Raw genomic sequence first — 12306 nt, forward strand, 5'->3', positions numbered from 1 at the left:
GGCTTCGCGTCCGAGGGGCAGGGTGGTGGACTCAGCGGAACGCCGGGACCACGTGTTTGATGAACAGCTCCAGGGATTTTTTCTTCTCCGCGTGGGGCAGGCTGTTATCGCACCAGAAGCTGAATTCGTCGACCCCCAGTTCCTGGTAGTACTTGATGCGCGGGATAATTTCTTCCGGGGTACCGATCATGGCGGTCTTGTGCAGGCTCTCCAGCTTGAACTCCGGGCGCTCGGCGAACTTCTCTTCCGGGCTCGGCGCCAGGAAGCCGTTGACCGGCACTTCCTTGTTGCCGAACCAGGCATCGAAGGTGCGATAGAACCTGGAGATCGCCTTGGCCCCGACTTTCCAGCCCTCGGGGTCATCGACCGCGTGGACGTGGGTGTGACGCAGCACCATCAGTTGCGGGCGTGGTACGTCCGGGTTGTTGTCCAGGGCAGCCTGGAATTTGTTCTTCAGGTCGAGGACTTCTTCGTCGCCCTTCATCAGCGGCGTGACCATGACGTTGCAGCCGTTGGCCACGGCGAAGTTGTGCGAATCCGGGTCGCGGGCGGCGATCCACATCGGCGGGTTAGGCTTCTGGATCGGCTTCGGCACACTGGTGGACGTCGGGAACTTCCAGATATCGCCATTGTGGGCGTAATCGCCTTGCCACAGGGCGCGCACCACCGGAACCATCTCGCGCAGCGCCTGGCCGCCGGAGGAGGCGGGCATGCCGCCGGCCATGCGGTCGAACTCCACCTGATAGGCGCCACGGGCCAGACCGACTTCCATGCGGCCGTTACTGATCACGTCCAGCAGTGCGCATTCGCCGGCGACCCGCAACGGGTGCCAGAACGGCGCAATGATGGTGCCGGCGCCGAGGTGAATGGTGGTGGTCTTGGCGGCCAGGTAGGCCAACAGCGGCATCGGGCTCGGCGAGATGGTGTATTCCATGGCGTGGTGTTCGCCGATCCAGACGGTACTGAAACCGCCGGCTTCGGCCATCAGGGTCAGTTCGGTCAAGTCTTCGAACAGCTGACGGTGGCTGACACTTTCGTCCCAACGTTCCATGTGCACGAACAGGGAAAACTTCATGACGCTTACCTCGGATCTTTTATTGTTGGCCTGTCGATCGGGAGTCGGCTGGCTGATTATTGGCGTATCGAAATTCGCACGATGCGCAAAATATTTTCTGGATCAGGCGAGCACGGGCAGGGCGCCCATTTTGCCGTGGCAATACACCAGTGGCCCGGCGTTCTGCTGGGGCACGATCAGGTTCTTCACCGCGCCGACCATGATCGCGTGGTCGCCCCCTTCGTATTCGCGCCACAACTCGCATTCGATCACCGCCGTGGCGTTGGCCAGAATCGGGTTGCCCAGTTCGCTCAAGGTCCATTCGATGCCTTGCGCCTTGTCTTTGCCTTTGCGCGCGAAAGCATAGGCTTCGCTCTGCTGGCCGCCGGACAGGACGTGAATGGCAAAGCGTTTGTTCTTGATCAGTACCGGATAGGAATCGGAGCTGTAGTTGGGGCAGAACAGCACCAGGGCCGGGTCCATGGACAGCGAGCTGAAGGCGCTGGCGGTCAGGCCGACGATTTGGCCATCGTCATCCAGCGTGGTGATCACAGTCACCCCGGAAGGAAACGAACCCATCACTTGTTTGTAGATGGCGGCATCGATCATGGGACGGTCCTCTGGCGGTGTAATGCGGGTTTTTATGTGTTTGTAGGTCTGATGGTATACCGTAATACATAGTTTGCAAGGGCTTTTTTTTTGACCCGATAAACGTACGTCTTTGGTCTTGTAGTCAATGTTTACTGGGCTTGTAGCCCGTTTAAACGGGCGCTGATGCTTGAGGATTGCGGCTCAGATGGGCGCTAAAAGACCGGATCAGTCTTGTTAAAAAGATGGAATACCATAATATGACCGGCATCTGAGGGGCAGCCAAAGAGCTCCCCCGGTTTGGCTTCGTACAACTATAAGATCAGACAAACTAGAGTTCATGCACATGTCCCAGATGTCCCGGCAAGACCCCCTGATCGAGAATCACACGGTCGATTACGTCCCACTCGCGGAACGCCACGGGAAGGCCCGCGACCTTTTCACTTTATGGTTCAGTACCAACATTGCGCCGCTGCCCATCGTGACCGGCGCCATGGTGGTTCAAGTGTTCCACCTTGACCTGTTCTGGGGGCTGTTGGCGATTGCGCTCGGACATATGGTCGGCGGTCTGGTGATTGCCCTGGCGTCGGCGCAAGGTCCGCGCATGGGGATTCCGCAGATGGTGCAGAGCCGCGGCCAGTTCGGCCGTTACGGTGCGCTGCTGATCGTGTTCTTTGCGGCGATCATCTACATCGGCTTTTTCATCTCCAATATCGTGCTGGCCGGAAAGTCCATTGTCGGCATCGTGCCTTCGGTTCCGGTGCCGGCGAGCATCCTCATCGGCGCCTTGAGCGCCACCGCGATCGGGGTGATCGGTTACCGCTTCATTCACACCCTCAATCGCATCGGGACCTGGGTCATGGGCAGTGCCTTGCTCGCTGGTTTCCTTTACATCTTCGCCCATGACTTGCCGGCTGACTTCTTCACCCGCGGCGGTTTCAACTTGTCAGGCTGGTTGGCAACGGTGTCGTTGGGGATCATCTGGCAGATCAGCTTCTCGCCTTATGTGTCGGACTACTCGCGTTACCTGCCGGCGGATATCGGGATTGCCCGGCCGTTTTTCGCTACGTACCTGGGCGCGACGCTGGGCACCATTCTGTCGTTCACTTTCGGCGCGGTGGCGGTGTTGGCCACTCCAGAAGGCACCGAGGCGATGGTTGCAGTGAAGCAGTCCACCGGCTGGTTGGGGCCGATTTTGATGGTGCTGTTTCTACTCAACATCATCAGTCACAACGCCTTGAATCTGTATGGCGCGGTGCTGTCGATCATCACCTCGATCCAGACCTTTGCTAGTCAGTGGACGCCGAGCATCAAAGTGCGCGTGGTGTTGTCGAGTGTCGTGCTGGCGGGTTGCTGTTTTGTCGCATTGGGCGCTTCGGCGGATTTCATCTCGCAGTTCATCGGGTTGATTTTGGCGCTGTTGCTGGTGCTGGTGCCTTGGGCGTCGATCAACCTGATTGATTTCTATCTGATCAAGCGTGGCCATTACGATATCGCCTCGATCTTTCGTGCTGACGGCGGGATTTATGGGCGTTTTAATCTGCATGCGATCGTTGCGTATTTCATCGGGATTATCGTGCAGCTGCCGTTTGCCAATACGTCGTTGTATGTCGGGCCGTATGCCAATCTGGTGGACGGGGCTGATTTGTCGTGGCTGGTGGGGTTGGTGGTGACTTGTCCGTTGTATTACTGCCTGGCTACGCGTGGGCAGGGGCAAGAGAGCAAGGCCGCGAAACTGGGTTACACAAGCTAGCGTCTGACTTGAGTTCGTCTGGAATGCCCGGCCTTTGCCGGGCATTTTTTGTTTGCGGGAGGTTGTGTGTGTATCCGTTTCTGCGGTGATGGCTGATTACGGTTTCGCTTTTACAGCGAGTCACTTTCGAAAAGCGCGAAAGTAACCAAAGCGCTCTTGCCCCTGTCGTTCGGTGCCTCGCCTAGGCTCGGCATGCCCTCGCTCCGGTCCTGCTCCGTGGGCCCGCCGCCATCGGCCATCCATGGCCGGGGGCGGCTAACCCGGCATCCATGCCGGGTTGCCCACTGCGCAGAACCTCCACTCGGCCTCTCGATGGGGCGGTGCATCAAGATCAAAAGCTGCAGGCGAGCTAACGCTCGGCCTGTTGAGTGGTGAGGAGCGTGCGTATACCCCTTCCCTCGGTAGGAGCTGTCGAGTGAAACGAGGCTGCGATCTTTTGATCTTGCTGTGGCTGTGGCTGTGGCTTTTGATCTACTGCCCCTTTCCCAGAGGCCGAACGCAGGCGTTGCGCAGGGGGCACCGCGGCAAGGATGCCGCGGTAGCCGCCCCCGGCCATGGATGGCCGATGGCGGCGGGCCCCCGGAGCAATGCCGGAGTGAGGGCATGCCGAGCCTAGGCGAGGCACCGAATGGCGGGGCAAGAGCCCTTGGTTACTTGGGGCTCTTCCAAGTGACTCGCTGTAAAAGCGAAACCAATAGCCGCCGCTACCAAAAAAACGGATATGCCCACAAACCAAAGCGCAAAAAAAAGGCCGCCACAACCCGACGTTGCAGCGACCCGAGGGTGACAGATAAATCACGGCCCACTGGCATGGACCGTCGCCAAATCAATGAGCCCCAGCAGCCTTGTTCAGATCGCTTTCAGCCCATTCGGTATACACGCAAGCATCCGCAGTGGCCCAGCGCACCCGAACCGGATCGCCAGTCTTCAGCGGCATGCCGGCGGCGGAGAGCGCCTTGACGGTCATCGAGGTGCCACCGGAAGTCATCACAGTGCAAGTCTGGCTTTCACCGAGAAACAGCACTTCGCCGACAATCGCCGACACTTCATTCCAGCCTGCCGCCAGCGGTTCCTGAGCCGCTTGCTCAACACTCAATGCCAAAGCCTTTTCGGGACGAACCATCAACAGCACATCCTGATGGGTTTGCAATCCTGCGGTCAGTCGAATCGACAACGATTGCCCTTCAAACGTAGCGACCGCATTGCCCTGGGCCTTGAGCTTGAGGAAGTTGGAGTTGCCGAGAAATGAAGCGACAAACGCATTCGGCGGATTCTGGTACAGGTCGTAACCACTGCCCAAACCGACGATCTTGCCGTGACTGAAAATCGCGATGCGCTGGGACAGGCGCATGGCTTCTTCCTGGTCGTGGGTCACGTAAACAATGGTGATGCCCAGACGCCGATGCAGCTGGCGCAGTTCATCCTGCAAGTCTTCGCGCAGTTTCTTGTCCAGCGCGCCGAGCGGTTCGTCCATCAGCAGGATGCGTGGTTCATAAACCAGCGCCCGAGCAATCGCCACACGTTGCTGCTGGCCGCCGGACAGTTGCGAAGGGCGGCGATGGGCGAACTGTTCCAGTTGCACCAGTTTGAGCATCGCATCGACCCGACGCTCGCGCTCGGCGGTGGCCAGTTTGCGAATGGCCAGCGGGAATGCGATGTTGTCGCGCACCGACAGGTGCGGGAACAGCGAATAACGCTGGAACACCATGCCGATGTCGCGCTTGTGCGGCGGCACGTTGACCAGCGATTGGCCATTGACCAGGATCTCGCCGCTGCTCGGGGTTTCGAAGCCGGCGAGCATCGACAGCGTTGTACTTTTACCAGAGCCGCTGGAACCGAGGAACGTGAGGAATTCACCGTCCTTGATGTCCAGCGAGATGTCGTCCACGGCGGCGAAATCGCCGTAGTACTTGTTCAGATTGCGCAGGCTCACCAGCGGTTGGTCGCTCTGCGCGGAATCTTTGATCACTGCACTCATGTCGTACTCCTGGGCGCTCAGGCGCTGATTTCATTGCGCCGGCGAAGGGCGGCGGCGATCACCATGACCAGTACCGAGAGGCCAATCAGCAGCGTCGAGGCGACGGCGATCACGGGCGTCAGGTCCTGGCGCAGGGTGGTCCACATTTTCACGGGAAGGGTTTGCAGGGTCGGGCTGGCCATCATCACGCTCAGCACCACTTCATCCCAGGACACCAGGAACGCAAACAGCGCGCCGGCCACCATGCCCGGACGAATCGCCGGAAAGGTCACCTTGAACACCGCCTGCAAGCGCGAAGCACCGCAGATCACCGCGGCATCCTCGATCGACTGATCGAACAGCTTCAGCGAGTTGATGATCGAGATGATGGTGAACGGCAACGCAACGATCACATGGCTGACCACGAAGGCGAACATCGTCCCGGTGTAGCCTAATTTGAGGAACAGTGCGTACACCGCCACCGCGATGATCACCAGCGGCACGATCATCGGCAGGGTGAACAGACCGTAGAGCATTTCACGGCCAGGGAAGCGCCCGCGCACCAGTGCAAAAGCGGTCGGCAGGCCCAGCGCCACGGCGAAGAACGTGGTCAGTACCGCGACCTTGAGGCTGGCCACGGCCGCGTTCATCCAGTCGGCGTTGGAGAAGAACTGGCTGTACCATTTCAGCGTCCAGCCCGGCGGCGGGAACACCAGCCACTGGGAGGAACCGAAGGACAGCAGCACGATGAATACGATCGGCAGCAACAGGAACAACGCGATCAATCCGGTCGTGAAGTACAGGCCGAAGCGCATGCGCCGGCTCATGGCATTGGGGGTCAGGAGCATGACGGCTTACCTCGCGTTGCTGGCGCCAACCGGGGATTCCGGCTGGAGCTTCAGGTAGAAGTAGAACAACACCAGCGTAATGACGATCAGCAACGCGGCGCCGGCGCTGGCCAGGCCCCAATTGAGGAACGACTGCACCTGCTGAATGATGAACTCGGGCAGCATCATGTTCTGCGCTCCACCCAGCAGCGCCGGGGTGACGTAGTACCCGAGCGACATCACGAACACCATCAGGCCACCGGAGAACAATCCCGGCCGGCACAGCGGCAGGAACACCCGGAAGAAGTTGGTCCAGGGGCTCGCGCCGCAGATCGAACCGGCCTGCAGGATCATCGGATCGATGGCCTGCATGGTCGCCTGCAGCGGCAGCACGATGAACGGGATCATGATGTAGCTCATGCCGATCACCACGCCGGTGAGGTTATGCACCATCTCCAGCGGCTGATCGATGATGCCCATCGCCATCAGCGCCTTGTTGATCACCCCGGAGGCTTGCAACAGCACCAGCCAGGAGTAGGTCCGGGCGAGGAGGCTGGTCCACATCGACAGCAACACGATGTTGAGGATCCAGCGACCCCAGCCGCGTGGCACCAGGGTGATCGCCCAGGCCAATGGAAAGCCGAGCAACAGGCTGAACAATGTCACCAGTCCGGCCACCGAGAAGGTGTTGAGCAAGACTCGCGCATACGCCGAGTTGGCGAACAACTGCTCGTAGTTGCCCAGCCCCGGTACCGGCTCCAGCACGCCACGCAGCAGTAGCCCGATCAGCGGCGCCAGAAAAAACAGGCCGAGGAACAGCAGGGCGGGGATCAGGTTGCTTGAACCGCGCCAGCGCTGTGCCATGGAAGGGGATTGGTTCATCGCAGCCGCCTTGCCGAGTGCCGAGCCGGCAGCGCCAGTGGCGCTCCCGACCTGCGTGGGTTGACGGGACGCGGTTACCGTCATTTTCATTTGACCAGCCATTCGTTCCACCGTGTCGCGATGGCCGGACCGTTTTTGGCCCAGTACGCGAAATCAAGAGTGATCTGATCCTTAGCGTAGGCAGTCGGCAGGTTAGGGGCCAGCACCGAATCCAGGCGCGCCACGCTGTCGACGTTGACCGGCGCATAGGCGGTCAGGTTGGAGAAGTCAGCTTGTCCTTTGGCGCTGCTGGCGTTGGCCAGGAACTTCATGGCTGCGGCCTTGTTTTTTGTCCCTTTGGGCACGACCAGAATGTCGGCCATGACCAGGTTCTGTTTCCAGCTCACGCCCACTGGCGCGCCGTCTTCTTGCAGGGCGTGGATCCGGCCGTTCCAGAACTGCCCCATGCTGGCTTCGCCCGAGGCGAGCAACTGTTGCGACTGGGCACCGCCGCCCCACCAGACGATGTCTTTCTTGATGGTGTCGAGTTTCTTGAAGGCGCGATCCAGGTCCAGCGGATAGAGCTTGTCGGCGGCTACGCCATCGGCCAGCAGCGCCAGTTCCAGCACGCCCGGGCTTGGCCATTTGTAGAGGGCGCGTTTGCCGGGATAGGTCTTGGTGTCGAACAGCGCGGACCAGTCCTGAGGTTTGCTGGCGCCGAGCTTGCCTTCGTTGTAGCCGAGGACGAAGGAGAAGAAGAACGAGCCAACGCCGTGATCGGAGACAAACCGCGGGTCGATTTTATCGCGCTGGATGACCGTGAAATCGAGGGGTTCGAGGAGGCCTTCGGCGGCGGCGCGCAGGGCGAAATCGGCTTCGACATCGACCACGTCCCACTGCACATTGCCGCTTTCGACCATGGCTTTGAGTTTGCCGTAGTCGGTTGGGCCATCCTGGACCACGGTGATGCCGCTGGCTTTGCTGAACGGATCGGCCCAAGCCTGCTTCTGCGCATCCTGGGTGCTACCGCCCCAGCTGACGAAGTTGACGCTTTCGGCCGCCATCAATGCCTGGCTGGTCACGCTCAGCAGTCCCGCAAAAAGTATTGCGGTTGCACGTTTGTTCAACACCATTTTCACGCCCTCATTGTTGTGTTTATGAGCGGGGCTTTTAGTGCCCGCCTATCGGGAGCAGTAGGTCCGTCGGGCCAGTGATGGTCGTCCGGTCTATGGAATATCATATTATGGTATTCCAAACTTTGTGCAAGCACTTTGCCTTACCGGCTATCAGCCGAAAGTGCTTTTTTTTACCGTCAGGCCACCGGACAGTGACCTTCACTTTGATAGAGAAAAGCCCGGAATCATTCGGTGAAGGGGATGCTTTCCACCACTTCCAGGTCGTAACCGGTCAAACCCGCGTACTTCAGCGGAGGACCAAGATGACGCAGCTTGCCCACGCCAAGATCCTGCAGAATCTGCGCCCCGGTACCCACTTCAGAATAGATGCGCGACTGCGAACGGCTGAACTGCCGTGGCGGCTGAGTCAGCTGCGGCACACGCTCCAGCAGCGCTTGCGACGACTCATGATTGGCGAGCACCACCACCACGCCACGACCTTCCTCGGCGACTCGTTGCAGCGCTGCCCACAACGTCCAGTTGGACGGGCCGCTGTATTCAGCGCCGACCAGATCGCGCAGCGGATCGATCACATGCACGCGCACCAGCGTTGGTTCGTCCCGGTGCAACTTGCCCATGACCATTGCCATGTGGACGCCGCCTTCGATGCGGTCTTCAAAAGTGATCAGCCGGAAAGTGCCATGCACCGTCGGCAGTTCACGTTCACCGATACGCACCACGGTGTGTTCGGTGCTGAGGCGATAGTGAATCAGGTCGGCGATGGTGCCGATCTTGATCCCGTGCTTGCGTGCGAACACTTCCAGGTCCGGGCGGCGGGCCATGGTGCCGTCATCGTTCATCACTTCGACGATCACCGAGGCCGGGGTGCAGCCGGCCAGGCGTGCCAGGTCGCAACCGGCCTCGGTATGACCGGCGCGAGTCAGTACGCCGCCTTCCTTGGCGCGCAGCGGGAAAATGTGGCCGGGTTGCACAAGGTCGGCGGGCCCGGCATTAACGGCGACGGCGGCTGCCACGGTACGCGCCCGGTCGGCGGCGGAGATGCCGGTGGTCACGCCCACGGCGGCCTCAATGGAAACGGTGAACGCGGTGCTGAACACGCTGCCGTTGCTCGGCACCATCTGCTCCAGCCCGAGGCGCTGGCAGTGGTCGTCGGTCAGGGTCAGGCAGATCAGACCGCGCGCTTCCCGGGCCATGAAGCTGATCGCCTCGGCCGTGCAGCAATCGGCGGCCAGCAGTAGGTCGCCTTCGTTTTCCCGATCCTCGTCATCGACCAGGAGCACCATTTTGCCTTGTCGATAGTCTTCGATGATTTCTTCGATGCTGTTGAAGGCCATGCTGGGATTCTCAGTGTTTGATGGAATTATTTATTGGTATACCATAATACAAAATAAACCGAGAGGTCACTATGAAGGCGTACTGGATTGCTCATGTAGATGTCACCGACCCCGATCAATACAGCCAATACACCCAGCGGGCGCCGGCGGCCTTCGCGTTGTATGGCGGACGGATGTTGGCCCGGGGCGGGCGCAGCGAAGCGCTGGAAGGCGGGCCCACGCCGCAGCGCAACGTGGTGATTGAATTCGACTCGTACGAACAGGCGCTGGCCTGCTACCAGTCGGAGGAATATCAGGAAGCGAAACGGCGCCGTGAGGACGTGGCCCGGGCCGAGATCATCATTGTCGAGGGCGTGGCGCCCTAAGGGCTGTCAGCGGATGAAGTGGATCTTGCCGGTATCGTCGTTGCCGATGTAAATGCCATAGACCCCGGCCTGGCGTTCCTCGATATAGCGTTCGAGGATCTGCCGGATCGCCGGGTAGTAGATGCTGTCCCAAGGGATGTCCTCGGGTGCGAAGAATTTGTAGTCGAGGGTTTCCGGCCCGTACTGGCCGGTGATCTCCAGGGCGATGGCGCGGAAGATGATGTACACCTCGCTGATCTTCGGCACGCTGAAGATCGAGTAGGGCGAGAGAATTTCCGCGCGCACGCCGCTTTCTTCCCAGACTTCGCGCAGCGCTGCTTGTTCGGTGGTCTCGCCGCCTTCCATGAAGCCGGCCGGCAGCGTCCAGGTGCCAGGACGCGGCGGGATGGCGCGCTGACACAGCAAATACTTGCCGTCCTGCTCGATGATGCAGCCGGCAATGATTTTCGGATTGACGTAATGGATGTAGCCGCAGCCGCGGCACATCAGGCGCTCGTGCGTATCGCCCGGCGGCAGCTGAGACCTGAGGTCATTGCCGCCGCACTTCGGACAAAAGCTCGGGCTGAACATCTTTAGCGACCTATGCGCGGTTCTTTAAGCGCGATCGGCAGGGTGATCTCAGGAATTTTCCCGGTCTCTTCCTGTTTGCGCTTGAGGTAATCGAGGGCGACGGTTGCGGCGGCGCGCACGTGGTCGACGCAAGCCTGGTGGGCGGCGAGGGGGTCGCCACTCTTGATCGCCTCGACCATGCGTTCCATTTCCTGATTGCTCGCGCCGCGACGGTTCTCCTGGGACACTGAAGTCGCCCGCAGGTAGCTGATTCGTGCCTGCAACTGACGCAGCTGAGTGGCCGCGACATGGTTGCCGGAGCCTTCGAGCAATACATCGTAGAAGCCCTGAACCGAATCGATGACCTGTTGCAGCTCGCCGTCCTTGAGGGCCTTGCGGTTTTCCTCGAGGGCTTTTTCCAGGGCCTTGATGTCCTTGGCCTTGGCGCGCAGGGTGAACAGCTGGACGATCAGGCCTTCGAGCACGCAACGCAGCTCGTAGATATCACCGGCGTCAGAGAGGGTAATGATGGCGACCCGTGGGCCCTTGGCGTCGGCGAATTCCACCAGGCCTTCGGATTCCAGGTGACGCAAGGCTTCGCGCACGGATGTGCGGCTGACGCCCAGGCGATCGCACAGATCGCGCTCGACCAGACGGTCTCCCGGCAGGAGCTGGAAGTTCATGATGGCGCTTCGCAGTTTATCCAGCACGATTTCGCGCAGGGTAACGGGGTTGCGATTGACCTTGAAGCTGTCGTCGAGTGGCAGGCGTTTCATGGGGTCCGCTCTGAGTGTGGCTGTCCATGCAAAAAGAGCACTTCGATCGCAAGAATCTCAGTGCTCGGTCAGATCAAACAGCCAAGGGTTAACTGGAGGCCTCGGCATCGGCTTCGGCGAACGCTTCACGGGCGAGCCGGAAACTGTCTACGGCAGCGGGGACACCGCAATAAATACCGACCTGAAGCAGAATTTCGCGTATTTGTTCACGAGTCAGTCCGTTACGCAAGGCGCCACGTACATGCAGCTTGAGTTCGTGAGGCCGGTTGAGGGCCGAAATCATGGCCAAGTTTATCATGCTGCGCTCTTTAAGCGACAAACCCTCACGGCCCCAGACATGGCCCCAGCAGTACTCGGTGACCATTTCCTGCAGCGGCCGAGAGAAGTCGTCGGCGTTCTCGATGGAGCGTTTCACGTAGGCTTCGCCCAGCACCTGGGTGCGGATTTTCAGCCCTTTTTCGTACTTTTCATTGTTCATCATCATCCTCTCACCGCAGTCCCTTGTGGGAGCGGGCTTGCTCGCGAAAGCGGTGTGTCAGTCTGCATCAATGTTGAATGTGCGACCGAATTCGCGAGCAAGCCCGCTCCCACAGGGTTTTGAGTAAACCCGTCAGGCCAGGGCGGGCAAAGGGCCCAGCTTGCCTTTGTGATAGATCATCGGCGTCACCGGTTGCTCGGGCAGAATCAGGTTCTTCACCGCGCCGACGATGATCGCGTGGTCACCGCCGTCGTATTCGCGCCACAGTTCGCACTCGATGATCGCTGTGGCGTTGCCCAGCAGCGGATTCCCCAGCGCGCTCAAGTGCCAGTCGATGCCATTGGCCTTGTCCTTGCCTTTGCCGGCAAACGCATAGGCTTCGGCGGTCTGGTCGGCGGACAGCAAGTGAATCGCGAACTGCTTGCTGTCGCGCAGGATCGGGTACGTGTCAGAGGCATAGTTGGGGCAAAACAGTACCAGTGCCGGATCGATCGACAGCGCACTGAAAGCGCTGGCGGTAATACCGACGATGCCGCCGTCCGGGTCAAGGGTGGTGACCACCGTGACCCCGGATGGGAACGAGCTCATGACGTCTTTGTAAATGCCGGGTTCGATCATTTCGTCAATC

General features: G+C 60.0%; 13 protein-coding genes. 2 read left to right on the top strand and 11 right to left on the bottom strand.

Going from position 1 to position 12306, the window contains the following annotated elements; genetic code table 11:
• Positions 1 to 31 precede the first annotated feature (31 nt).
• Complete coding sequence (locus ACYZTZ_RS09415; protein ID WP_461997957.1) at positions 32 to 1075, bottom strand: LLM class flavin-dependent oxidoreductase; 1044 nt, start codon at positions 1073 to 1075, stop codon at positions 32 to 34.
• Between the two features lie 102 nt (positions 1076 to 1177).
• The gene (locus tag ACYZTZ_RS09420; RefSeq protein WP_056740501.1) at positions 1178 to 1663 is read right to left on the bottom strand and encodes a flavin reductase family protein; all 486 of its coding nucleotides are present in this window, start codon (positions 1661 to 1663) and stop codon (positions 1178 to 1180) included.
• Between the two features lie 325 nt (positions 1664 to 1988).
• Between ACYZTZ_RS09420 and ACYZTZ_RS09425 the strand changes: the two genes are divergently transcribed.
• Positions 1989 to 3395, top strand: a complete 1407-nt coding sequence (locus ACYZTZ_RS09425) for a purine-cytosine permease family protein (protein WP_461997958.1) — start codon at positions 1989 to 1991, stop codon at positions 3393 to 3395.
• 826 nt (positions 3396 to 4221) lie between these two features.
• Here ACYZTZ_RS09425 and ACYZTZ_RS09430 read toward each other — a convergent pair.
• From ACYZTZ_RS09430 to ribBA, 5 genes are all read right to left on the bottom strand, one after another.
• On the bottom strand, positions 4222 to 5373 hold the full coding sequence (locus ACYZTZ_RS09430; protein WP_461997959.1) for an ABC transporter ATP-binding protein: 1152 nt from the start codon (positions 5371 to 5373) through the stop codon (positions 4222 to 4224).
• 17 nt (positions 5374 to 5390) lie between these two features.
• On the bottom strand, positions 5391 to 6200 hold the full coding sequence (locus ACYZTZ_RS09435; RefSeq protein ID WP_046053519.1) for an ABC transporter permease: 810 nt from the start codon (positions 6198 to 6200) through the stop codon (positions 5391 to 5393).
• Positions 6201 to 6206: 6 nt separating this feature from the next.
• Entirely contained in the window at positions 6207 to 7151 is a 945-nt protein-coding gene (locus tag ACYZTZ_RS09440; protein ID WP_461997960.1) for an ABC transporter permease, read from the bottom strand.
• Positions 7148 to 8173 (bottom strand): ABC transporter substrate-binding protein, encoded by a 1026-nt coding sequence (locus ACYZTZ_RS09445; protein WP_046049778.1) that lies wholly within the window; start codon positions 8171 to 8173, stop codon positions 7148 to 7150. Before ACYZTZ_RS09445 ends, ACYZTZ_RS09440 begins: the two co-directional genes overlap by 4 nt.
• A 227-nt stretch (positions 8174 to 8400) precedes the next feature.
• A complete protein-coding gene (ribBA, locus tag ACYZTZ_RS09450; RefSeq protein WP_461997961.1) occupies positions 8401 to 9510 on the bottom strand; it encodes a bifunctional 3,4-dihydroxy-2-butanone-4-phosphate synthase/GTP cyclohydrolase II in 1110 nt (369 codons plus the stop codon).
• Positions 9511 to 9581: 71 nt separating this feature from the next.
• Between ribBA and ACYZTZ_RS09455 the strand changes: the two genes are divergently transcribed.
• On the top strand, positions 9582 to 9875 hold the full coding sequence (locus tag ACYZTZ_RS09455) for a DUF1330 domain-containing protein (RefSeq protein ID WP_461997962.1): 294 nt from the start codon (positions 9582 to 9584) through the stop codon (positions 9873 to 9875).
• Positions 9876 to 9881: 6 nt separating this feature from the next.
• On the opposite strand, the gene ACYZTZ_RS09460 is transcribed toward ACYZTZ_RS09455, so the two are convergent.
• The 4 genes from ACYZTZ_RS09460 to ACYZTZ_RS09475 all read right to left on the bottom strand — a co-directional run bounded on the left by ACYZTZ_RS09460 (position 9882) and on the right by ACYZTZ_RS09475 (position 12296).
• Entirely contained in the window at positions 9882 to 10445 is a 564-nt protein-coding gene (locus ACYZTZ_RS09460) for an NUDIX hydrolase (protein ID WP_019690464.1), read from the bottom strand.
• A gap of 2 nt (positions 10446 to 10447) precedes the next feature.
• Positions 10448 to 11200, bottom strand: coding sequence for a GntR family transcriptional regulator (locus tag ACYZTZ_RS09465; RefSeq protein ID WP_046049782.1), 753 nt, complete (start codon positions 11198 to 11200; stop codon positions 10448 to 10450).
• An 88-nt stretch (positions 11201 to 11288) separates the two neighbouring features.
• A complete protein-coding gene (locus tag ACYZTZ_RS09470; protein WP_461997963.1) occupies positions 11289 to 11678 on the bottom strand; it encodes a carboxymuconolactone decarboxylase family protein in 390 nt (129 codons plus the stop codon).
• A gap of 132 nt (positions 11679 to 11810) precedes the next feature.
• Positions 11811 to 12296: a flavin reductase family protein gene (locus ACYZTZ_RS09475; RefSeq protein ID WP_033057760.1), complete on the bottom strand. Its 486-nt coding sequence runs from the start codon at positions 12294 to 12296 to the stop codon at positions 11811 to 11813.
• Between the last annotated feature and the right edge of the window lie 10 nt (positions 12297 to 12306).

The sequence above is a fragment of the Pseudomonas sp. LB3P58 genome, assembly GCF_054897895.1.